The organism is Nocardioides alpinus (assembly GCF_900112035.1).
In the GTDB taxonomy this organism is placed as follows: Bacteria; Actinomycetota; Actinomycetes; order Propionibacteriales; family Nocardioidaceae; genus Nocardioides; species Nocardioides alpinus.
Genome location: NZ_FOKC01000005.1, coordinates 92,010 through 113,313, shown reverse-complemented (window position 1 = coordinate 113,313; position 21,304 = coordinate 92,010). Strand labels below are relative to the sequence as shown.

At 71.7% G+C, this 21,304-nt stretch carries 23 protein-coding genes; 9 read left to right on the top strand and 14 right to left on the bottom strand.

Going from position 1 to position 21,304, the window contains the following annotated elements; translation table 11 throughout:
* The first annotated feature begins 41 nt into the window (after positions 1-41).
* Positions 42-2,546, top strand: a complete 2,505-nt coding sequence (locus BM127_RS12030) for an MMPL family transporter (RefSeq protein ID WP_091198919.1) — start codon at positions 42-44, stop codon at positions 2,544-2,546.
* A 9-nt stretch (positions 2,547-2,555) separates the two neighbouring features.
* Here the strand turns inward: BM127_RS12030 and chrA are convergent, their stop codons facing one another.
* Entirely contained in the window at positions 2,556-3,920 is a 1,365-nt protein-coding gene (chrA, locus tag BM127_RS12025) for a chromate efflux transporter (protein WP_231263407.1), read from the bottom strand.
* Positions 3,921-4,065: 145 nt separating this feature from the next.
* Between chrA and BM127_RS12020 the strand changes: the two genes are divergently transcribed.
* Together BM127_RS12020 and BM127_RS12015 are read left to right on the top strand one after the other, a co-directional pair.
* Positions 4,066-4,668, top strand: coding sequence for a DUF305 domain-containing protein (locus tag BM127_RS12020; protein ID WP_091198917.1), 603 nt, complete (start codon positions 4,066-4,068; stop codon positions 4,666-4,668).
* A complete protein-coding gene (locus tag BM127_RS12015; RefSeq protein WP_198554442.1) occupies positions 4,632-5,483 on the top strand; it encodes an HAD-IIA family hydrolase in 852 nt (283 codons plus the stop codon). The genes BM127_RS12020 and BM127_RS12015 overlap by 37 nt, the downstream gene beginning before the upstream one ends.
* Before the next feature lie 6 nt (positions 5,484-5,489).
* Here the strand turns inward: BM127_RS12015 and BM127_RS12010 are convergent, their stop codons facing one another.
* The 3 genes from BM127_RS12010 to BM127_RS12000 form a co-directional block, all read right to left on the bottom strand.
* A complete protein-coding gene (locus tag BM127_RS12010) occupies positions 5,490-5,732 on the bottom strand; it encodes a hypothetical protein (protein WP_091198916.1) in 243 nt (80 codons plus the stop codon).
* Between the two features lie 102 nt (positions 5,733-5,834).
* Positions 5,835-6,470, bottom strand: a complete 636-nt coding sequence (locus BM127_RS12005) for a DUF2238 domain-containing protein (RefSeq protein WP_091198915.1) — start codon at positions 6,468-6,470, stop codon at positions 5,835-5,837.
* A gap of 64 nt (positions 6,471-6,534) precedes the next feature.
* Entirely contained in the window at positions 6,535-7,440 is a 906-nt protein-coding gene (locus tag BM127_RS12000) for a cation diffusion facilitator family transporter (RefSeq protein ID WP_091198914.1), read from the bottom strand.
* A 110-nt stretch (positions 7,441-7,550) separates the two neighbouring features.
* Between BM127_RS12000 and BM127_RS11995 the strand changes: the two genes are divergently transcribed.
* Positions 7,551-8,816 (top strand): MFS transporter, encoded by a 1,266-nt coding sequence (locus BM127_RS11995; protein WP_091198913.1) that lies wholly within the window; start codon positions 7,551-7,553, stop codon positions 8,814-8,816.
* 78 nt (positions 8,817-8,894) lie between these two features.
* Here BM127_RS11995 and BM127_RS11990 read toward each other — a convergent pair whose 3' ends face one another.
* The 5 genes from BM127_RS11990 to BM127_RS11970 form a co-directional block, all read right to left on the bottom strand.
* Positions 8,895-9,905, bottom strand: a complete 1,011-nt coding sequence (locus BM127_RS11990) for an aldo/keto reductase family protein (RefSeq protein WP_091198912.1) — start codon at positions 9,903-9,905, stop codon at positions 8,895-8,897.
* A 52-nt stretch (positions 9,906-9,957) separates the two neighbouring features.
* Positions 9,958-10,629 (bottom strand): Pr6Pr family membrane protein, encoded by a 672-nt coding sequence (locus BM127_RS11985; RefSeq protein WP_091198911.1) that lies wholly within the window; start codon positions 10,627-10,629, stop codon positions 9,958-9,960.
* 18 nt (positions 10,630-10,647) lie between these two features.
* A complete protein-coding gene (locus BM127_RS11980; protein WP_091198910.1) occupies positions 10,648-10,875 on the bottom strand; it encodes a biotin/lipoyl-binding carrier protein in 228 nt (75 codons plus the stop codon).
* 67 nt (positions 10,876-10,942) lie between these two features.
* Positions 10,943-12,133 carry a hypothetical protein gene (locus BM127_RS11975; RefSeq protein WP_139227719.1) on the bottom strand — a complete coding sequence of 397 codons (1,191 nt, stop codon included), beginning with the start codon at positions 12,131-12,133 and terminating at the stop codon, positions 10,943-10,945.
* An 11-nt stretch (positions 12,134-12,144) separates the two neighbouring features.
* A complete protein-coding gene (locus BM127_RS11970) occupies positions 12,145-12,912 on the bottom strand; it encodes a carbon-nitrogen hydrolase family protein (RefSeq protein WP_091198908.1) in 768 nt (255 codons plus the stop codon).
* A gap of 26 nt (positions 12,913-12,938) precedes the next feature.
* Between BM127_RS11970 and mobA the strand changes: the two genes are divergently transcribed.
* The 4 genes from mobA (at position 12,939) to BM127_RS11950 (ending at position 15,707) form a co-directional block, all read left to right on the top strand.
* On the top strand, positions 12,939-13,529 hold the full coding sequence (gene mobA, locus BM127_RS11965; RefSeq protein ID WP_091198907.1) for a molybdenum cofactor guanylyltransferase: 591 nt from the start codon (positions 12,939-12,941) through the stop codon (positions 13,527-13,529).
* 46 nt (positions 13,530-13,575) lie between these two features.
* A complete protein-coding gene (locus tag BM127_RS11960; protein ID WP_091198906.1) occupies positions 13,576-13,899 on the top strand; it encodes a DUF6457 domain-containing protein in 324 nt (107 codons plus the stop codon).
* 4 nt (positions 13,900-13,903) lie between these two features.
* Positions 13,904-14,872, top strand: coding sequence for an NAD(P)H-quinone oxidoreductase (locus BM127_RS11955; protein ID WP_198554441.1), 969 nt, complete (start codon positions 13,904-13,906; stop codon positions 14,870-14,872).
* 205 nt (positions 14,873-15,077) lie between these two features.
* Positions 15,078-15,707 carry a bacterial proteasome activator family protein gene (locus tag BM127_RS11950; RefSeq protein ID WP_091198904.1) on the top strand — a complete coding sequence of 210 codons (630 nt, stop codon included), beginning with the start codon at positions 15,078-15,080 and terminating at the stop codon, positions 15,705-15,707.
* Between the two features lie 31 nt (positions 15,708-15,738).
* Here BM127_RS11950 and BM127_RS11945 read toward each other — a convergent pair whose 3' ends face one another.
* The 5 genes from BM127_RS11945 to serS form a co-directional block, all read right to left on the bottom strand.
* Positions 15,739-16,311 carry a hypothetical protein gene (locus BM127_RS11945; protein WP_091198903.1) on the bottom strand — a complete coding sequence of 191 codons (573 nt, stop codon included), beginning with the start codon at positions 16,309-16,311 and terminating at the stop codon, positions 15,739-15,741.
* A 10-nt stretch (positions 16,312-16,321) separates the two neighbouring features.
* Positions 16,322-17,122, bottom strand: coding sequence for a Cof-type HAD-IIB family hydrolase (locus tag BM127_RS11940; RefSeq protein WP_091198902.1), 801 nt, complete (start codon positions 17,120-17,122; stop codon positions 16,322-16,324).
* Positions 17,119-17,439 carry a DUF1905 domain-containing protein gene (locus BM127_RS11935; protein ID WP_091198901.1) on the bottom strand — a complete coding sequence of 107 codons (321 nt, stop codon included), beginning with the start codon at positions 17,437-17,439 and terminating at the stop codon, positions 17,119-17,121. The genes BM127_RS11940 and BM127_RS11935 overlap by 4 nt, the downstream gene beginning before the upstream one ends.
* Before the next feature lie 5 nt (positions 17,440-17,444).
* Positions 17,445-18,287: an HAD family hydrolase gene (locus tag BM127_RS11930; protein WP_091198900.1), complete on the bottom strand. Its 843-nt coding sequence runs from the start codon at positions 18,285-18,287 to the stop codon at positions 17,445-17,447.
* Positions 18,288-18,361: 74 nt separating this feature from the next.
* Positions 18,362-19,645, bottom strand: coding sequence for a serine--tRNA ligase (gene serS / locus BM127_RS11925; protein WP_091198899.1), 1,284 nt, complete (start codon positions 19,643-19,645; stop codon positions 18,362-18,364).
* Positions 19,646-19,705: 60 nt separating this feature from the next.
* On the opposite strand from serS, the gene BM127_RS11920 reads away from it, so the two are divergent.
* The gene (locus BM127_RS11920; protein WP_139227718.1) at positions 19,706-21,280 is read left to right on the top strand and encodes a bifunctional phosphatase PAP2/diacylglycerol kinase family protein; all 1,575 of its coding nucleotides are present in this window, start codon (positions 19,706-19,708) and stop codon (positions 21,278-21,280) included.
* Positions 21,281-21,304 lie beyond the last annotated feature (24 nt).

Below are 21,304 nucleotides of genomic sequence, written 5' to 3'. Positions count from 1 at the left end.
CGCCCCCATCCGTCCCCTGCACGAAAGGCCGGTCCCCCGACATGGCTGAGCTCCTCTACCGCCTCGGTCGTTTCGCAGCCCGCCGCCACTGGACCGTGATCGGCGCGTGGCTGGCCGTCCTGGCGCTGAGCGCAGTGACGTACGTGTCCTTCGCCGGCGCCCTGTCGACGAACATCACGCTCCCCGACACCCCGACGACGCGGGTCTCCCAGCAGCTGGAGCGCGACTTCGAGGGCGCCGGTGGCGGTGCCGGCGCGATCGTCGCGGAGACCAGCGACGGCTCCGCCTTCACCGCCGCGCAGGAGGACGAGCTGGTGGCGCTGTTCGACCGGGTCGCGGAGGTCGAGAGCGTCGCGGACGTGGCGGACCCCTTCGCCACGCAGGAGCAGCTGGACTCGTCGGCGCAGCGGGTGGCGGACGGCAAGGCCCAGCTCACCGACGGCCAGGCCCAGCTCACGGCGGGCCAGGCACAGATCGACGGCGGGCGCGAGGCGCTCGCCGCCCAGCGCACGCAGGCGCGCGAGGACGGCACCCTCGCCTCGATCCGCGGCCAGCTCGATGCCGCCGAGCAGCAGCTCGACGACGGCCAGGCCGAGCTGGACCGGCAGCAGGCCAGGATCGACGAGCAGGCCCCCCAGCTGGAGCAGGGCGCCACCGTGTCCGACCTCTCGTCCGGCTTCCGCACAGTCTCCGAGGACGGCTCCGCCGCCGTCGCCAACGTGACGTTCGACGTGTCGACCAACGAGGTCACCGCAGAGGTCAAGACCGAGATCGAGGACCTCGTCGCCGAGGCCGGCATCGACGGTGTCGACGTCCACCCCTCGCAGGACATCGCCCAGACCGTGCCGTCGATCCTCGGTCCCGGCGAGATCGCCGGCGTCGTCGTGGCCGCCGTCGTCCTCTTCGTCATGCTCGGCACCGTGCTCGGCGCCGCCCTGCCGCTGCTCACCGCGCTGCTGGGGGTCGGGGTCGCGTCGCTGGCCTCGCTGTCCTTCTCCGGGCTCGTGGAGTTCGTCTCCGTCACCCCCGTGCTCGGCGTGATGCTCGGGCTCGCGGTCGGCATCGACTACTCGCTCTTCATCATCAACCGCCACCGCCGCCAGCTGAAGCAGGGCGCCGACCTGCACGAGTCGATCGGGCTGGCCAACGGCACGTCCGGCAACGCGGTCGTCTTCGCCGGCGTCACCGTCATCGTGGCGCTGCTCGCGCTCAACGTCACCGGGGTCGGGTTCCTCGGCCTGATGGGCACCGTCGGCGCCGTCGCCGTGCTCGTCGCCATCCTGATGGCCATCACCCTCACCCCGGCCGTCCTCGCGCTGGTGGGTCCGCGGATCCTGCGCCGCCGCGAGCGTGCCCGCCTCGCCACGGGAGAGGCGTACGAGGACGACGCGAAGATCACCGACCGTGACAAGCCGATGAGCACCACCCGCGCATGGACCGTCCTCGGGCTCGGCGTGGCCGCCCTGCTGGTCATCGCTGCACCCGCGACCCAGATGCGCCTCGGCCTCCCCGACGGCTCGACCCAGCCGCCGGACTCCGCCGGCTTCAAGGCGTACGACATCCAGGCGCAGAAGTTCGGCGACGGGTCCAACGGCCCCCTGCTGGTCGTCGCCGACCTGCCCGCACCCGTCGGCGAGGACGACGTGCTCGCGGAGCAGGCCGCGATCGGCGAGGCGCTCGGCCAGACCTGGAACGTGGAGGCCGTCGTGCCCATCGGCGCCTCGCAGGACCGGTCGGCACTGGCCTTCCAGGTCATCCCCGCCGGCTCACCGTCGAGCGAGTCGACCGCGGAGCTCGTCCAGAACCTGCGCAACCTGACCCCGGAGACCGCCGCCGGGGGCGAGGCCACGCTCGGCGTCGCCGGCAACGCCAGCGCCGGCATCGACATCTCGGACAAGCTGTCCGAGGTGCTTCCGCTCTACCTCGTGCTCGTGGTCGGGCTGTCGCTGCTCATCCTGATCCTGGTCTTCCGCTCGATCCTGGTGCCGCTCACCGCGACGCTCGGCTTCGTGCTGTCGCTGCTCGCGGCCTTCGGCGGGATCACCGCGATCTTCCAGATCGGGTTCCTGTCCGACCTCTTCGGCGTGCACGCGCCGGGGCCGGTGCTGAGCTTCCTGCCGATCATCGCCACGGGCATCCTGTTCGGCCTGGCGATGGACTACCAGCTGTTCCTGGTCTCCGGCATGCGCGAGGCCTACGCCCACGGGGCACCGGCACGGGTGGCGGTGCAGCACGGCCTGCGCGCGGGGCGGGCGGTCGTGACCGCCGCGGCGATCATCATGATCTCGGTCTTCGCAGGCTTCATCTTCTCCCACGACGCCACCATCAAGCCGATCGGTTTCGGACTGGCCTTCGGCGTGCTGCTCGACGCCTTCGTGGTGCGGATGCTGCTCATCCCGGCCGCGATGCACCTCCTGGGCGAGAGCGCCTGGTGGCTGCCGAAGTGGCTCGACCGGATCCTCCCGGACGTCGATGTCGAGGGCGCCAGGCTGGAGCGCAGCCACCCGGTGCACCAGACGGCCGACGAGGTCGCGACCGCGACCTGAGCGGGGCCCTCAGGCCGCCAGCGCCAGCCCGATCACCACGCCCGCGAGCGCGCACGCGCCGAGGGTGCGCAGCACCGACCAGCCCCGCCAGAAGATCAGCGCGCACCCCAGCGCGGTGATCGCGAGCGACGCCCAGTCGAGCGACGCCAGGTGGGGGTACTCGAGGTCGAGCGGGCCGGCCGTGACCCGGCCGGTCTCGTCGAAGAGGGTGTGCAGGGCGAAGAAGATCGCGAGGCTCGCGATCACCCCGACCACGGCGGCGGTGATGCCCGCCAGCGCGGCAGCGAGGTCGCGGTTGCCGCGGAGGCGCTCGACGTAGGGAGCTCCGAGCAGGATGAAGAGGAAGCACGGGACGAACGTGACCCACGTCGTCAGCAGGGCAGCAATGACGGCGGCGACCCACGGGTCGAGCTCGCCAGGCGCGCGGTAGGCGCCGACGAAGGCGACGAACTGCACGACCATGATCAGCGGGCCGGGAGTCGTCTCGGCGAGCGCGAGCCCTCGGACCATCTCGCCCGGCGCGAGCCAGCCGTAGACCTCGACGGCCTGCTGCGCGACGTAGGCCAGGACGGCGTACGCACCGCCGAAGGTCACCACCGCCGCGCCTGAGAAGAACAGCCCCTGGTCGACGAAGATGCTGCTGCGCCCGAAGGCGAGCGCGGCGAGGGCCACCGGGGCGAACCACACCACCAGCCCGATCACGAGGATCAGGGCGGAACGCCGGCCGGACGGGCGCTCGGCGTGGAGCGCGTCGTCGCTGACCAGCGGCGGAGGCCCGTCGTCGACCGCGGCCCTCGGCGCCCGGGTGAGGGTCGGGATCCGACGCCCCAGGAACCACCCGATGACCGCCGCCGCGAGCACCACGGCGGGGAACGGGACGCCGAAGAACGTGAGTGCCACGAACGACACGACCGCCAGCGCGACGAGGGCCGGGTGGCCCAGGCCCTTGCGGCCGACGCGGACCACGGCCTGCAGGACGATCGCGATCACGGCGGGGGCGAGGCCGAGGAAGAGCGACTCGACGAGGGTGGTGTCGCCGAAGGCGACGTAGACGCCTGACAGGACGAGCAGCGCCACGACGCCGGGAAGAATGAAGAGGAGACCCGCGACGAGCGCGCCGCGGACGCCGTTGAGGAGCCACCCGACGTAGGTCGCGAGCTGCTGGGCCTCGGGGCCGGGGAGCAGCGTGCAGTAGGACAGCGCGAAGAGGAACCGCTGCTGGCCGATCCAGCGCTTCTCGTCGACGAGCGTGCGCTGCATGACGGCGATCTGGCCGGCCGGCCCGCCGAAGGTCTGCAGGGAGATCGCGAACCAGGCTCGCGCCGCCACCCGCAGCGGGATCACGTCACGCGTGGACTTCTCCGGTGCGGTCACGGGAGCACCGAACCGTCTGGGCGGTTCGAAAGTCAAGCGGACGAGTCGACTAAGCGTGAGGTGCCCGGACAGGTGGGGCCCTTCGACCCTGACCCCCGTGGGCCGCGAGGAGCACGATCGAGGGAGACGCACAGGAGGTGCAGCGATGAAGCGCATGGTCGCGATCGTGGCCGCCGCCGTCGTGGTGCTGCTGGGGCTCGGCACCGCCGGCATGGTCTGGGTGCACGCCGACGACGACCCGGGATGGGGCCGCCACTCCCTGTCGACGTCCGGGTGGATGGGTGGTGCCGGCGGCATGCCCCACCACTCCGCCGTGGTGACCAGCGAGGCCGACTACCTGATCGAGATGGTGGCCCACCACCGCGAAGCGGTCGCCGCGGCCGAGGAGCTCAGCCGTTCCGAGCGGCCCGAGATGCGCGCCTTCGGCCGCGACGTCGTGGCGACGCAGTCAGCCCAGATCACGTCGATGGAGGGATGGCTGGCCGCGTGGTACCCCGACGAGCGTGCGGACTCGGCGTACGAGCCGATGATGCGCGACCTCACCGCGCTCAGCGGTGACGCGCTCGACCGGGTGTTCCTCGAGGACATGATCGGCCACCACATGGCGGCGGTCATGATGTCGCAGCAGCTGCTGGTGCGGGGGCTCGACGAGCACGAGGCGGTCGGTGACCTCGCCACGAAGATCCGCAACGACCAGATGGACGAGATCAGGTGGATGCGGGCCGAGTGGTCGACAATGGGTCCGTGACCGAACCCCGCCCCGTACGCACCTGGCTGACCGACATGGACGGGGTCCTCGTGCGCGAGGAGGACCCGATCCCCGGGGCGAAGGAGTTCATCGCCGCCCTCCGCGAGGCCCAGATCCCCTTCCTGGTGCTGACGAACAACTCGATCTTCACCCCGCGCGACCTGCGGGTGCGGCTGCTGCGCAGCAGCGGGATCGACGTGCCGGAGGAGTCGATCTGGACGTCGGCGCTGGCCACCGCGCAGTTCCTCGACGACCAGAGGCCGGGAGGATCGGCCTACGTCGTGGGTGAGACGGGGCTGACCGCGGCGGTGCACGACATCGGCTACGTGATGACCGACCAGGACCCCGACTACGTCGTGCTCGGGGAGACCCGGACGTACTCGTTCGAGGCGATCACGCGAGCGATCCGCCTGATCAACAACGGCGCACGGTTCATCGCCACGAATCCTGACGCGAGCGGCCCGAGCGCCCAGGGGATGCTCCCCGCGACGGGCTCGGTCGCCGCGCTGATCAGCACCGCGACGGGCCGTCAGCCCTACTTCATCGGCAAGCCCAACCCGCTCATGATGCGCAGCGCGCTCAACCGGCTGGAGGCGCACTCCGAGACGACGGTGATGATCGGCGACCGGATGGACACCGACATCATCAGCGGGCTCGAGGCCGGGCTGCGCACGATCCTGGTCGCCACCGGCGCGACCGAGCGCCACCAGGTCGCCGACTTCCCCTACCGGCCCACGATGGTCGTCGACTCGATCGCCGACGTGGTGCCGATGGTGGGTCAGATGCAGCTGCCCGACGACGTCCCGGACAACTAGGCCGACCTAGGCGGCGCGGGTGACGCGCAGCCGTCGTACGACGCGGCGCAGGGAGCTCTCGCGGGTGCCGAAGGGCGGCAGCGGGAGCAGGTGTGTCAGGCCCTCGCGCTCGGCCATCAGCTGGACGGCGTCGGTCTCGTAGGCCTGGGCCAGCTGGTCGGCCGACAGGAGGTCGTCGTGCTCGACGGCCTCGTTGATCTTGCTCGCGTAGTAGTCGTGCAGCTCGTTGAGCTCGTCGATCAGACGCATGGGTCTCTCCTCGGGTTGGGACCTCTGCGTCCAGTCTGACGAAGAAATTGGAACGATCCAAGTCCCGGGCCGTGTGAAGTGCGTCAACCCGGCCGCAGGACCTCAGACGGCGACGCGGGGCGGCAGCCGCTCGGGATCTAGCAGCCGGCCGTGGTGCCACGAGCGGTGGATGACGACGGCGGCCACCACGGCCCCGGCGACGCCGAGGGAGAGGTCGCCCAAGGTGTCGGCGTACGCGAACTCGCGCTCGGTCGACCTGCTGATGAAGGCGAAGAACTCCGCCACCTCCCACGCGATCGCCGCGGTCGCCCCGAAGGCGAGCGCCCGCTCGAGGACCCGGCCGAAGCCGATGTCGCGCGGCAGCGTGAGCAGGATGAACGCGGCGGCGAGGAGGCCGGTGTTCATGAAGTGCATGAGGTCGTCGAACCACACCACGGTGTCGTAGAGGTCCATCCGGTTGCCGAGGATGTCGCTGAAGCAGGTGATCGTGATGAGGAGGTCCGACACCCACGGGAACGACATCCGCTCACGCCACAGCGACCACCACAGCACCGGCAGGGTGAAGGAGATCAGCGGGTAGCCGACGGCCCGCATGCCGGCCGCCTTGTCGCGGAGGTTGCCCTGGTCCGGGTAGAGCAGCGCGAGGACCAGGAGGAGGACCAGTGCGCCCTTGGCGAAGACGTTCGCGGTCCAGGCGTTCGTCGGTGTCGCCGCGTGCTCGATCGCTGCCTCGCTCACTCACACCTCGTCTCGCGGCGCCGTGCTGGAGCGGCGCGTACGGCGCTCAGTGTGGCACCACCCCTCACCAGGTGGCCTCGTGGCACTCGCGGGCCGGCGTGACCTCGACCTGGAGGGTCGCGTGGTCGATCCCGTGGTCATCGCGCAACGTGGCCCGGGCGCCCCCGAGGACCGCCGTCGCGTCGGCCCCGACGCAGAGGACGAGGTGGGCCGTGGCGACGTTCATCCCGGACGTCAGGGTCCAGGCGTGCAGGTCGTGGACCTCGGCCACACCAGCGACCTCCTCGAGGTCGCGCACGACGGCGTCGAGGTCGACGTCGTCCGGGGCGTGCTGGCCCAGGACGGCGAGCACCTGCCCCCCGAGCATGACGGCGCGGACCGCGACGAAGACGCCGATCGCCACGGCGACGACGGTGTCCCACTGCCCGGCCCCGGTGAGCCCGACGAGCAGTCCGGCGACGAGCACGCCGACGCTCCCGGCCGCGTCGGCCATCACCTCGACGTAGGCGCCGCGGACGTTGAGCGACTCCTGCGCGCCGCCGCGGAGCAGCGCCAGGCAGACGAGGTTGACGACCAGGCCGAGGGCGCCGACGACCAGCATCGGCCCGGACGAGACCGCCACGTCCTCGCCGATCCGGCGTACGGCCTCCACGACGACGTAGACCGAGACGCCCAGCATGATCAGCACCGTGAAGCCGGAGGCGAAGACCTCGGCGCGGTAGGAGCCATAGGTACGACGACCGGTGCCGTCGGGACGGGTGGCGATCTTCGTCGCGACCAGCGCGGCGCCGAGGGCGACCACGTCGGCCGCCATGTGGCCGGCATCCGAGATCAGGGCGAGCGAGCCGCTGAGGAGACCGACGACGAGCTCGACGCCGAAGAACGCCGCCACCAGCGCGAAGGCGACCGCCAGCCGCCAGCGGTGTCGACCGCCCGCGTGGCCGTGCCCGTGGCCGTGTCCTGCGCCCATCACGTTCCTCCGTCGCCGGTGTCGTCCGGCAGCGACGATGATAGGTCGCTGCGGCATCCGCGCCTCGGCCTCTGCGCAGGGGCGAGACCGCGCTGACCTAGCCTTCCGAGGTGGAGAGGCGACTGCTGGCGGACACCCGACCGCTCGCCAACCCACACTTCAAGCGGCTCTGGCTGGCCAACATCGTCACCGTGATCGGCGCCCAGCTGACCGTGGTCGCGGTGCCCGCGCAGATCTACGCGATGACCGGCTCGTCGGCGTACGTCGGCCTGACCGGCGTCTTCGGCCTCGTGCCGCTGGTGGTCTTCGGGCTGTGGGGAGGCGCGCTGGCCGACGTGTTCGACCGGCGCACGCTGCTGATGATCACGACGGTGGGACTGATCCTCACGAGCGCGGGCTTCTGGTTGCAGGCGGCGTTCGGGGCGGAGGACGTGTGGCTGCTGCTGTGCCTCTTCGCGGTGCAGCAGGCCTTCTTCGCGGTCAACCAGCCGACCCGGTCGGCGCTGCTGCCGAGGATCCTCGACAAGGAGCTCCTGCCCGCGGCCAACTCGCTCAACATGACCGTCATGCAGGCCGGCGGCATCGCCGGTCCGCTGGTCGGGGGCGCCCTCATCCCGCTGGTGGGCTTCTCGTGGCTCTACCTTCTCGACACGATCACCCTCTTCGCGACCCTTGGCGCGGTCGTGGGCCTGCCGGCCCTCCCGGTCATGGGCGCGACCGTGACGCCGGGCATCAAGGCGGTCATCGACGGCTTCCGCTACCTGCGGACGCAGCCGGTGCTGATGATGTCGTTCGTCGTCGACATCATCGCGATGGTCTTCGGGATGCCGCGGGCGCTCTTCCCCGAGCTGGCGGACGTCGCCTTCGGCGGACCCAGCGAAGGTGGCCTCGCCTTCGCTCTGCTCTTCGCCGCGATCCCGCTCGGCGCCGTGGTGGGCGGCGTGCTGTCCGGCTGGGTGTCGCGGGTCGACCGCCAGGGCCTTGCGGTCATCATCGCCATCCTCGTGTGGGGAGTGGCCATGATCGGCTTCGGTGTCGCCGCGATGCTGGCGCCGTACGCCCCCTCGTTCTGGCTCGGCGTCGCGGTCCTCATGCTCGCCATCGGCGGTGCCGCCGACATGGCGTCCGCCGCGTTCCGTACGTCGATGCTGCAGTCCGCCGCGGCCGACGAGGTCCGTGGCCGGCTGCAGGGCATCTTCATCGTCGTGGTCGCCGGCGGTCCGCGCGTCGCCGACGTGGCCCACGGCGCGACCGCCGCGGTGACCGGAGCCGCGGTCGCCGCGGCGGGCGGAGGCGTGCTGGTCGTGGTGTTCACGGTCGCGGCAGCGCTCGCGGTGCCGGCGTTCGTGCGCTACCGGGTGACGCGGGTGGGGTGAGGCCGGGGCACGCAGAAGCGGTGCGTGAGGCGGGTTCCGAGCGTCCGGAACCCGCCTCACGCACCGCTCACACGGAGATCACACGACGCGGGCCTTCGGCATACCCTCCGCCGTCTTGCCGGGGTCGGTGATCGCGACGGAGCCGATGGCGTCGTCGATGCGCTTCATCACGTCGGCGTCGAGCTTCACGCCGGCGGCCTTGACGTTGTCAGCCACCTGCTCGGGGCGCGAGGCGCCGACGAGGGCGGCGGCGACGTTGTCGTTCTGCAGCACCCAGGCGACGGAGAGCTGGGCCATGGTCAGGCCGGCGTCGTCGGCGATCGGCTTGAGGTCCTGCACCGCAGTGAGGACGTCGTCCTGCATCCAGCGCGAGATCATATCGGCGCCACCCTTGGTGTCGGTGGCGCGCGAGCCCTCGGGCGGGGCCTGGCCGGGGAGGTACTTGCCGGACAGCACGCCCTGCGCCATCGGGCTCCACACGATCTGCGAGACACCGAGCTCGGCGGAGGTCGGCACCACCTCGTCCTCGATCACCCGCCACAGCATGGAGTACTGCGGCTGGCTCGAGATCAGCTGGAAGCCGAGCTCCTTCGACAGCTCCACGCCGGCGCGGATCTGGTCGGCGGTCCACTCGCTGACGCCGATGTAGAGGGCCTTGCCTTGGCGGACGACGTCGGCGAAGGCCTGCATCGTCTCCTCGAGCGGGGTCTCCACGTCGTAACGGTGGGCCTGGTAGAGGTCGACGTAGTCGGTCTGCAGCCGCTCGAGCGAGCCGTTGATCGACTCCATGATGTGCTTGCGGGACAGGCCGGTGTCGTTCTTGCCCTTCGGGCCGGTGGGCCAGTAGACCTTGGTGAAGATCTCCAGCCCCTCGCGGCGCTCGCCCTTGAGTGCCTCACCGAGCACGGTCTCCGCCGCGGTGTTGGCGTAGACGTCTGCGGTGTCGAAGGTCGAGATGCCTGCGTCGAGCGCGGCGCGCACGCACTGGGTGGCGACGTCGTTCTCCACCTGCGAGCCGTGCGTGAGCCAGTTGCCGTAGGTGATCTCGGAGATCTTCAGTCCGCTGTTGCCGAGGTATCGAAATTCCATGTCTTCGACCCTAGCCCCGGCGTTCCAAGGCCCTCGCCCGACGGGGTGAGCCTCAGCCGCGAGAGGTGTCGGTGGAGCCGCTCACCGGCGCGGCCGGCAGCCGGCGGTCGAGCCAGCCGAACAGTGCGAAGAGCAACAGGAAGAGGACCGTGATCCCGACGCTCACCACAGCGACGGATCCCCAGCCCTCGGTGTCGGCGTCGAGGAAGGGGTAGGGCACCCACCCGCCGACCTGGGCCACGACCAGCGTCCAGGCCAGCCACGCCAGGGGCCAGCACAGCGCGTACGCCGCCTCCCGCACGAGGAACCGCGGGCGGGGTCCCACCCAGGCCCAGGCCGCGATCGCGAGGACCGACACGACCATGTGCAGCAGCTTGTCGGCGACCCAGTCGGCACCGTCGAGGTCGAGCAGCGGGCGCAGCAGGAAGAAGTGCACGAGCCCGGTGACGGCGATGCCGACGAGCCCGGCCAACCGGACCGGCCGCCAAACGGGTCGGTCGACGCCGGGGTCCCGCGCCAGGACCGTCGAGACGATCGCCACCAACAGGTTGCTCTGGATCGTGAAGTAGGCGAAGAAGCGGTAGATCCGGGCTGCCAGGCCGGGCGGGTCGTCCTCGACGAGCACGGCGGAGCCGGACACCACCAGGACGAGCTGGAGCAGGAGCGCCGCCCAGGCGACGACGGCCACGACCAGGTGGACCGTCCGGGCGCGCGCGGGAGTCATGGCAGGAGCGTAGGGCGCTCAGTCCAGGACGACGAGGACGTCGCCGTCCTGCACGACGTCGCCGACGGTGACCTTGATCGCGGTGACGGTGCCGGCGCGCTCGGCCAGCATCGGGATCTCCATCTTCATCGACTCCAGCAGCACGACGGTGTCACCGGCCTCGACGCGGTCGCCCTCGGCGACCTCGATGACCAGCACGTTGGCGACCAGCTCGGAGACGATCTCGAGCGATGTGTGGCGGGCCATGACGGCGACGCTAGTGGTTACCCGGCCGTAGCCGACCTTTCGCCGCTCGCCACCGTGGCCGGACCGCTCAGAGCTCGGCGAAGCGGCTGGGCTCGGGCCGGTGCGGTCCGGCCTCCTCGGCGCGTCGACCGCCTCGACCCTTGGGGCCGGTCAGCGCTAGGTCGGCCCGGATGACGAGGTAGCCGATGACGAGGCCGAGGACCACGGAGTACGCCGCGCGCAGTCCCGCCTCGGCGTAGGAGCTGTCCGGCGCCACGAGGCCCGAGGCCAGCGGCACCGTCGCAGCGACACCGAAGGCACACACCCACCAGCCCTGGCGGCGGCGCGCACGCACGTGGGTGCCCCACACCAGCGCCGGGATGCCGAGGAGCACGACGAGCGGTCGCGGGAAGGCGCCGAACCGGGCCGACGTCGCATCGGCGAAGTCGAGGATCGAGGACACCACGGACTGGGCGCCGTAGCGCCGCAGCAGCTCGGCGTACGCCAGCGTCGCGAAGAGCACCGCCAGACCGATCGCGACGATGATCAGCCCGCGTCGCCCGAGGCCGTGGAGGCCGGCGCCGAGGCGGTAGACGATCGTGAAGGCGAGGGCCAGCGCGAGCAGCAGGGCGACGATGTCGAAGCGCTCGGAGGCGACGGTCGGCTCGAAGCCCACGGCCGCGAAGGCGGTCACGGCAGCGACCGCGGTCGCGACGAGCGCCTCGCGCCCCGCCTTCCACCACGTGATCGCGGGCACCGTCACCATCACGGCGTACACGCTTCCGACCACGCACGTCATCACCGCGGCGCCGGTGGGCAGGACCCGACCACCGACCAGCAGGCTGGCGACGCCCAGGGCGAGCGCGAGACCGGCCGAGACCAGCGCCCGCCCGGCAGTGCGGGTGGCGAGGAGCCAGGACAGCGAGGTCACGACGGCGACAGCACCCACGCCGTCCACCCACGCGGGTGCCGACCCGACCAGGGCCGAGGTGCCGCCGAGGGCGCCGCTGAGCGCCGACCAGGCCAGCGCGGCGATGCCGGCCGCGAGGACCGCGAACCAGATGATCAGGAGGGTGCGTCGTGGTCCCTCGGGAGGGAGCTGGGGACCGGACGGTTCCACGGACGGCGCCGGGGCTGCCACCGGGGCGGGCTCGGTCGTCGGTACGACCGCATCCCTGTGGTCGTCCTTCCGACCCCGACGCAGGCGCGACGTCGGCCGCTCGGCAGCCCGCTTGCCGCGGGACGATCCGCGCGGGTTGTCGGGGGTGGGGGAAGACACGTCGGACGAGGTTACAGCCGGCGGTTGGCCAGGGACGGGTTGGTACGACGCGCGGCGGCGAGGTCGGCGCGGTCCAGGGTGACCTCCAGCGACTCCTCGCCCCCACCGGCCGCCGCCAACGTCTGGCCCAGCGGCCCGTAGACGGCCGAGTGACCGACGTAGCGAGGCTCCGGCTGCCCGGCACCGACGACGAAGCAGGTGTTCTCGATGGCCCGGGCCGCCAGCAGGGTGCGCCAGTGCTCGACCTTGCGGTCACCCGGCAGCCATGCCGACGGGACGACGAGCACCTCGGCACCGGCGTCGACGAGGCGCCGCGCCAGCTCCGGGAAGCGCAGGTCGTAGCAGGTCATCAGGCCGACCTGCCATCCCGCCACCTCGACGACGACGGGCTCGGTGGCGCCGCCGGTGAGGCGGTCGGACTCGCGGTAGCCGAAGGAGTCGTAGAGGTGGATCTTGCGGTAGGCCGCGCGGCTGGCCCCGCCGACGAGAAGCGTGTTGTAGGGCCGCTCGGGGTCCTCGGCCACCTCGAACATCCCGGCGACGACCGTGCACCCCGCCGCGTCGGCGACGTGGGCGAGCTCGTGGCCGAAGGGCCCGTCGAGCGGCTCGGCGAAGGGGCTCACGTCGGAGCCGGCCTCGCCGAAGTCGCGGGCGAACGCCTCCGGGAACACGACCAGGTCGGCGCCGGGGGTCACGCCCTGTGCCAGGCGTACGCGGTTGGCGGCGGGGTCGAGGCCGCTCGCCCACTGCTGGACGCGGACCCGCAGCTGATCGCTCATGAGGTCAACACTGACACGATGCGGGCATGGACTTCGACCTCACCGCGGGTGGCTTCGCCGGCGTCGTCCTCGCCGGGGGCACGGCGGCCCGCATGGGCGGGATCGACAAGGCCGGGATCGAGCTCGACGGCCGGACGCTCCTGGAGCTGGCGGTCGACGCCTTCGTCGACGCCGACGAGGTCGTCGTGGTCGCGCCCGACAGCGTCCCCACGCAGCGGCCGGTGACGTTCGTCTGCGAGGACCCGCCCCGCGGCGGCCCCGTCGCCGGTCTCCTCACCGGGGTCGACGCGCTGCTGCGACGCCCTCGGCTGGTCGGCGTGCTGGCCGTGGACATGCCCCGCGTCACGCCCGCGACGATGCGGCGCCTGCGCGACGCCGCGGAGGGCCACGACGGCGCGTTCCTGGTGGACGGCGACGGTCGTCGGCAGCTCGCGGGGGTGCTCGACGCGGCCGCGCTGGCCGGCGTACGCCCCGACCTGGAGGGGCAGCACGGGATGGCGCTGCACCGCCTGCTCGCGCCGCTGCGCCTGGCACAGGTCCCGACGGACGGGGACGAGGCGGTCGACATCGACTCGTGGACGGACCTGCGCGACCTGGGCGGACCAGCAGGCGGCTGAGCCACCATCCCTTGCCGCGGCCGGTCGGGTGCGAGACATTGGGGTCGTGAATCTTCACGACTGGATCGATGAGCTCGCCGACGCGCTCGACGTCGAGACAGAGGTCGACGAGGGCCTGATCCTCGACCTCGCCCGGGTGGCGGCGCAGAACGTGCAGAAGACCGCTGCGCCCATCACGGCGTACCTCCTCGGCTATGCCGCGGGCGCCGGCGGGTCCGACCCCGAGGCGATCGAGAAGCTGGCCGCGCGGGCGCAGCTGCTCGCCGAGAGCTGGGACCGCCCCGCCGACGCCCCGGACCCCGACGACGTGGACGATGAGGTGCCCGACGACTCGTCGGTCGACCACTCCACCGATCTCTACGAGGACTGATTCCGTGCGCGCAGTCGTGACCACCGGCGCCGGTGGCCCCGAGGTCCTGTCCGTCGGCGACGTCGCCGAGCCGACCGCCGCGGCCGGGGAGGTGCTCATCGACGTCGTCGCGACGGCCGTCAACCGGGCCGACACGATGCAGCGGCAGGGCTTCTACCCGCCGCCGCCGGGTGCCTCCGAGGTCGTGGGCCTCGAGTGCAGCGGCCGGATCGCCGCGCTGGGCGAGGGCGTCGAGGGCTGGTCCGTCGGCGACGAGGTGTGCGCGCTGCTCGCCGGTGGCGGGTACGCCGCCCGCGTGGCCGTGCCGGTCGGCCAGGTCATGCCGATCCCGGCCGGCGTCTCCCTGGTGGAGGCCGCCTGCCTGCCCGAGGTCGCCTCGACCGTGTGGTCCAACGTCTACATGACCGCCCACCTGCAGAAGGGCGAGCGGTTCCTCGTGCACGGCGGCGCCGGCGGCATCGGCACGATGGCGATCCAGCTGGCCGCGGCCCGCGGCGCCGAGGTCTTCACGACCGCCGGCTCCCCGGAGAAGCTCGAGCTGTGCCGCTCGCTGGGCGCTGCGCACGCGATCGACTACCGCGAGGACGACTTCGTCGAGGTCCTCACCGAGGCGGGCGGGGCCGACGTGATCCTCGACAACATGGGCGCGAAGTACCTCGGCCGCAACGTCACCGCGCTCGCCACCGGCGGCCGGCTGGTGATCATCGGCATGCAGGGCGGCACCAAGGGCGAGCTCGACATCAACGCCCTCCTGCGCAAGCGCGCCTCGGTCACCGCGACCTCGCTGCGCGCGCGACCGCTCGCCGAGAAGGCCGCGATCTGCTGCGGGGTCGTCGAGAACGTCTGGCCGCTGGTCGCCTCCGGCGCGATCCGCCCGATCGTCGAGGCGACGATGCCGCTCGAGGACGTTGCGCGGGCGCACCGGGCGATGGAGGACGGCGGGCACGCCGGGAAGTTCGTCCTGACCCTCTGATCCCTGATTCTCGGGCGGATCTCGGTCCGACTGCGTCCGAGCGGTGCGTGAGGCGGGTTTTCGGGGCGCGGAACCTGCGTGGCTCACCGCCACGGACGAGCGTACGAGCGGTGCGTGAGGCGGGTTTGCCCGGCGCAGAACCTGCGTGGCTCACCGCCCACCGGGGCGCAGCGAGCGCTTCGCGCGCCCAACTAGGGTTGGTCGCATGAGCGAGCAGCCGCAGTCCGAGCAGACCCCCGACACCTCCGCCGCCGGCGACGAGGACCAGGTGGTCGTCATCGGACCGGACGGCCAGCCGATCGGCACCATCCCGGCGAGCGCGCTGCCGGCGATGACCCGGACGAGCGGCGACGAGGGCGACGGCGAGCGCCACATCACCGAGCTGGTCGAGCAGCCCGCGAAGGTGATGCGGATCGGCAGCATGATCCGCCAGCTCCTCGAGGAGGTGAAGGCGGCGCCGCTCGACGAGGCCAGCCGCCAGCGGCTCAAGGAGATCCACGCCGCCTCGATCAAGGAGCTCGAGACCGGTCTCGCGCCCGAGCTGGTCGAGGAGCTCGACCGGCTGACGCTCCCCTTCACCGAGGAGGGCACCCCGTCCGACGGCGAGCTGCGGATCGCCCAGGCCCAGCTGGTCGGCTGGCTCGAGGGCCTGTTCCACGGCATCCAGACCGCGATCTACGCCCAGCAGATGGCGTCGCGCGCCCAGCTCGAGCAGATGCGCCGCGCGCTCCCCGCCGGCGCGCACCAGGGCCCGCACCAGCCGATGGGGATGCCCAACATGCCCAGCGAGGACGCGCCCGAGCACGGTGGGCCGTCGAGCGGGATGTACCTCTGACCATCCGGGGGGTGCGCCTGCGGGCCGGGGCTCAGCGCCGCGCGAGACGTCGTACGACGACCAGGCCGAGGAGGCCGATGAGCGCGATCGCGGCGCCGGGAGCGGCCGTCCGCGCGAAGCCGGCCGGGGCGGAGTCCTCGACCAGGGTCAGCTCGGCCGTCGGTGGCGGAGGCGGCTCGACCGAGGTGCCTGCACCCAGCAGTGCCTCGACCTTCCCGATCTTGGTCGGGTTGGCGACGCTGGTGCCGCCGCAGCTGTCGGCGGCGTAGGGAGCCGCGGTGCCGGTGGCGAAGAAGACGTACTCCGTGCCGACGGCGAGCTCGCCGAGGCCGCACGCGTTGCGCCCGCCCTCGGACACGACCTGCGTCGACCGCTCGGGCGTGCCCCGGTAGGCGCGTGAGGCGGTGATGTCGTAGGTGAAGCCGTTGCCATCGGGCGAGACCACGTCGATGGTGCCCCGGAAGATCGCGTCGGCGCGGTTGACCTGCTGCTCGAGCTCACCCTGCTTGCAGGTGCAGGCGGCGGAGGCCGGGGCGGTGGCCGTGACGACCAGGCCCAGGCACGCGAGCAGCATCGCGGCACAGATGCGGACGGCACGGAACATGGCGCGAAGCCTAACCAGAAAGGCCGAAGAGGTCGGTCAGCACCGTGGCCACACCGTCGTCGTCGTTGCTGGGCGCGAGGTGGTCGGCGAGGTCCTGGACGGACGGGTGCGCGTTGGCCATCGCGTAGGACCTGCCCGCCCAGTCGAGCATCGGCAGGTCGTTGGGCATGTCACCGAAGGCGACGACGTCCTCGGGACCCACCCCCATCTCGGTGGCGATCGTGGCCAGCGTGGTCGCCTTGGTGATGCCGGCGGCGCTGATCTCGACGAGCGCGAAGGACGAGGACCAGGTGGTGACGACCTGGTCACCGACGCTCGCCTCGACCTGCCGCCAGAAGGCCTCGGGCTCGAGGTCGCGGTGCACGGCGAGGATCTTCACCACGTCGTCGCGGAACATCTCGGCGTAGTCACCGCGGACGTGCTCGGCGCGGTCGTCGGGGTGGCTGGGGAAGTCGACCTCGCTCGCCCAGCCGGCGGTGTGCTCGATCGCGAACTGCGTCCCCGGCACCGCCACCCTGAGCTGCTCGGCGACGGAGACCCCCACCTCGCGCGGCACCGGCCAGAAGTCGCGCACCTCGCGGCGCGAGACGTCGTACACGATCCCGCCGTTGCTGCAGATCGCCAGCCCGTGCCCGCCGACGGCCTCCCAGAGGTCCTCCATCCACCGGACCGGGCGCCCGGTCGTGAAGACGACGGGGATGCCGCGCGCGTCCAGCTCGGCCAGCACCGCGCGGCTGCGCGCCGTCACGGTGCCGTCGGAGTGCAGCAGCGTCCCGTCGAGGTCGGTGGCGACCAGCCCGGGCGTCCTCACCCTGCGTCCCTGAGGGACAGCGTCACCGTGAGGTCGTCGCCCTCGCCGACGTCGGCCGCGACCCGTACGGCCTTCTTGACGGGCAGCACGAAGCCGTCCGAGCCGGAGTCGGGGAACACGCTGGTGTCCCAGGCCACTGCGGCGGCCTCCACGTGGACCCGCACCGAGCCGAACCCGCGCGGCTCGCCGGAGAGCGCGCGCACCTCGTCGGCGACCTCCGGGGGCAGCGTGACGAAGCACCACCCGTCGGCGTCGGACGACTCCTTGCGGGCGGTCCACCGCCACAGCGGAGCGGTGAAGGTGAACCTCTCGGCCACGGGCGTCAGGCCGTCCGCGGTGCGAACCAGAGCGACATCTCGACCGCGGCGCCCTCGTCGTGCACGGAGGCGGTCACGTGGTCGGCAGCCGCCTTGACCTCGTCGACGGCCTGGCCCATCGCCACTCCGCGACCTGCCCAGCGCAGCATCTCGATGTCGTTGCGACCGTCGCCGATGGCGAGCACGTCGGCCGCGCCGAGGCCGAGTGCGTCGCAGACGTGCTCCAACCCGGACGCCTTCGAGACGCCGACCGGCGACAGGTCCATCCAGGCGGTCCAGCCGACGACGTAGTCGGTGCCGTGCAGCCCGAGCCGGGCAGCGAGCTCGATGAAGTCGTCGGCGGTGGCCTCGGGGTCGCGGATGATCACGCGGCTGACCGGCTCGCCGACGATGTCGGCGACGTCGGTGATGATCTGCTCACCCGAGATCTCGCCCTCGGGGAAGACCCGGTTGACGCGGTAGCCGCCGACGCCGCGCTCCTCGACCGCCACCAGCGCGTGGGGGTGGTGCTCCAGGACCGCAGCCACGGCCGGGGCGGCGTCGAAGGTCTCCTCGTGGACGACCTCCATCGGCGGGTAGCGGAAGACCACGGCGCCGTTGGACGCGACGATCCACAGCTGGTCGGCCTCCTCGCGCGGGATGTCGAGCATGTCGGCGATGCGGGTCATGCCGTGCGGCGAGCGGCCGCTGGCCAGGACGATGTGGGCGCCGGCGTCGAGGGCGCGGTGGACCGCGTCGTAGACCGGGCCGGGGATGGTCTCGTAGTCCTCGGTCTGGCCGTCGACCCACTTGAGCAGGGTGCCGTCGATGTCCAGCGCGACGACGCGGGGGGTCCAGTCAGTGCTCACAGCAGTTCCTTGGTCTCGACACGGATTTCGACGCGCTCGCTTCGCTCACTGCTCGACCCAGGTCGCTCTGGTGCTCAACCGGCGGCGGGGGTGGAACCCAGCGGCATGAGGACCTCGAGGCCGCCCATGTAGGGACGCAGCGCCTGCGGCACCGTGACCGAGCCGTCCTCGTTCTGGTGGGTCTCGAGGATCGCGACGATGGTGCGCGTGATCGCGGTGAGCGTGCCGTTGAGGGTGGCGACGGGGACGGTCTGACCGTCCTCGCGGGTGCGGATGTCGAGGCGGCGCGACTGGAAGTCGGTGCAGTTGGACGTCGAGGTGAGCTCACGGAACTTGCCCTGCGTCGGGATCCACACCTCGCAGTCGAACTTGCGCTGCGCGCTCAGGCCGAGGTCGCCGGCGGCGACGTCGATGACCCGGTAGGCGACCTCGAGGTTGTCGAGGAACTCCTTCTCCCAGGCCAGCAGCCGCTGGTGCTCGGCGTACGACTCCTCGACGGTCGTGTAGACGAACATCTCGACCTTGTCGAACCAGTGGACCCGGATGATCCCCTTGGTGTCCTTGCCGTGCGATCCGGCCTCCTTGCGGAAGCAGGGGCTGAAGGCGGCGTAGCGCTTGGGCAGCGACGCGGCGTCGAGGATCTCGTCGGAGTGGTAGGCCGCCATCGCGACCTCGCTGGTGCCGACGAGGTAGAGGTCCTCGCCCTCGATGCGGTAGACGTCGTCGGCGGCCTGGCCGAGGAAGCCGGTGCCCTCCATCGCCCGCGGCTTGACCAGCGACGGCGCGATGACCTGGGTGAAGCCGGCCTTGCGGGCCTGGTCCATCGCCATGTTGACCAGCGCGAGCTCGAGCTGGGCACCGACGCCGGTGAGGAAGTAGAACCGCGAGCCGCTCACCTTGGCGCCGCGCTCGAGGTCGATGGCGCCGAGCATCTTGCCGAGCTCGATGTGGTCGCGGGGCTCGAAGTCGAACTCGCGCGGCGTGCCGACGTGCTCGAGCACCACGAAGTCGTCCTCGCCACCGGCAGGTGACTCGTCGGCGGCCGGGTTGGGGATCGCCTTGATCACCTCGTCCCACGCGACCTCGGCCTCGTTGCGGGCGGCCTCGGCGGCCTTCACGCCGGCGGCGAGCACCTTGACCTGCGCGAGCAGGGCCTGCTTCTCCTCGCCCTGGGCCCGGGCGACGAGCGCACCGCTGGCCTTCTGCTCCGCGCGCCGGGTCTCGAAGTCGGAGATCGCCTGGCGCCGGGCCGAGTCGGCCGCCAGCGCCCGGTCCACGACGTCGTCGGACAGTCCGCGCTTGGCCTGGGCGGCACGCACGCGGTCGGGGTCGTCACGGAGGAGCCGGGGATCAATCACACAGCAGAGGCTAGCCGCCAGGACATCAGGGATTCGAACCGGTTTGGGCATACTTCGCAGGTGACTCCCGCCTACCGCAACCGCAGCCTGGCCTGGGCCCTCCTCAGCGGTGTCCTCTTCACCGTCCTGGCCGTCCTCGTCAACCGCGACCGGGCACCGCTCGACGGCTTCGACGTCGAGGGCCGGCGCCTGGAGGACTGGGCGGACGACTCCGCCTTCCTGGTCGACGCGCTGCGGGTCATCGAGGTGGCCTTCGGGACCATCGGGATGACGATCCTGACCGTCCTGCTGGTGCTCGCGCTCGTCGTACGCCGTCAGCGGTGGGCCGCGCTGCTCACTGCCGTCGTGATGGCCGGGACCTCGCTGGCCACCACTGGCCTCAAGACGTGGCTCGGCCGCGACCGGCCGGACTGGCAGGACACCCTCGGGCTGCACGAGAACTTCAGCTTCCCCTCGGGCCACGCCTCCTCGAGCGCCGCGTTCGCAGCGATCCTGATCATGCTGCTGGTGCTCTTCGTACGCCGTACGAGCCTGCGCCGCCTCGGCATCGGGCTGACCGTGGCGTGGTGGCTGCTGGTCTGCTTCGACCGGCTGCTGCTCGGCCGCCACTACCCGACCGACGTCATCGGCGGCACGCTGCTCGCCCTCACCGTCTTCTTCCTCGCGCTGGCCTTCATCGACCCGCGACCCCGCTCGACCGCCGCGAACTCCGAGCCGCTGCCCGAGGTCTACGCCTCCGAGCGCCGCCTCGCGGTGATCCTCAACCCGATCAAGGTCGAGGACGTCGGCCAGTTCCGCACCGTCGTCGCCGAGATGGCCCGTGAGTCGGGCTGGTCGGAGCCGACCTGGCAGTACACGACGATCGAGGACCCGGGCACGGGCATGGCCGAGCGGGCCGCGGTGTCCGGCGCCGACCTCGTCATGGTCTGTGGCGGCGACGGCACGGTGCGCGAGGTGTGTGCCGAGCTGGCCGGCACCGGCATCCCGGTCGGGATCATCCCCGCCGGTACCGGCAACCTGCTCGCCCGCAACCTCGAGATCCCGCTCTACCTCCGCTCGGCCATCGACGTCGCCCTCAACGGCCAGGACCGGGCGATCGACCTGGTCAACGTCGGCGGTGACCACATCGAGGACACCCACTTCATGGTGATGGCCGGGATGGGCTTCGACGCCGCGATCATGGAGGGCGTCAACGAGGACATCAAGAAGAAGATCGGCTGGGTGGCCTACGTCATCTCCGGGCTGAAGTCGCTGATGTTCCCAGCGATCAGGGTCGAGATCCAGATCGACGACGAGGAGCCCACCGTCCACCGGGCGCGCACCGTGCTCGTCGGCAACGTCGGCTTCCTGCAGGCCGGGATGCCGCTGCTGCCCGACGCGGCGATCGACGACGGCGTGCTCGACGTGGTGATCCTGCACCCCAAGAAGTTCCTGTCCTGGATCCCGCTCGCGGTGCGGGTGCTGCGCAAGAGCCAGACCGTCGACGAGCTCATCGACCGACGCACCGGAGCGCGGGTGCGCATCAAGGCGTCCGCCGACACCCCCCGCCAGCTCGACGGTGACTCGATCGGCGTCGGCCGGGAGCTGTGGATGGAGTGCGTCCACGGGCGGCTGCTGGTGCGCGTCCCGCGCTGAGCCCAGCATCTCCCGGCGGGCGGT

Coding starts and splice junctions, on each gene's coding strand:
- BM127_RS12030 (WP_091198919.1), top strand. CDS start 42: ATGGCTGAGCTCCTCTACCGCCTCGGTCGTTTCGCAGCCCGCCGCCAC.
- BM127_RS12020 (WP_091198917.1), top strand. CDS start 4,066: ATGAAGCGCATGGTCGCGATCGTGGCCGCCGCCGTCGTGGTGCTGCTG.
- BM127_RS12010 (WP_091198916.1), bottom strand. CDS start 5,732: ATGCGTCTGATCGACGAGCTCAACGAGCTGCACGACTACTACGCGAGC.
- BM127_RS12000 (WP_091198914.1), bottom strand. CDS start 7,440: ATGGGCGCAGGACACGGCCACGGGCACGGCCACGCGGGCGGTCGACAC.
- BM127_RS11990 (WP_091198912.1), bottom strand. CDS start 9,905: ATGGAATTTCGATACCTCGGCAACAGCGGACTGAAGATCTCCGAGATC.
- BM127_RS11985 (WP_091198911.1), bottom strand. CDS start 10,629: ATGACTCCCGCGCGCGCCCGGACGGTCCACCTGGTCGTGGCCGTCGTC.
- BM127_RS11980 (WP_091198910.1), bottom strand. CDS start 10,875: ATGGCCCGCCACACATCGCTCGAGATCGTCTCCGAGCTGGTCGCCAAC.
- BM127_RS11970 (WP_091198908.1), bottom strand. CDS start 12,912: ATGAGCGATCAGCTGCGGGTCCGCGTCCAGCAGTGGGCGAGCGGCCTC.
- mobA (WP_091198907.1), top strand. CDS start 12,939: ATGGACTTCGACCTCACCGCGGGTGGCTTCGCCGGCGTCGTCCTCGCC.
- BM127_RS11950 (WP_091198904.1), top strand. CDS start 15,078: ATGAGCGAGCAGCCGCAGTCCGAGCAGACCCCCGACACCTCCGCCGCC.
- BM127_RS11945 (WP_091198903.1), bottom strand. CDS start 16,311: ATGTTCCGTGCCGTCCGCATCTGTGCCGCGATGCTGCTCGCGTGCCTG.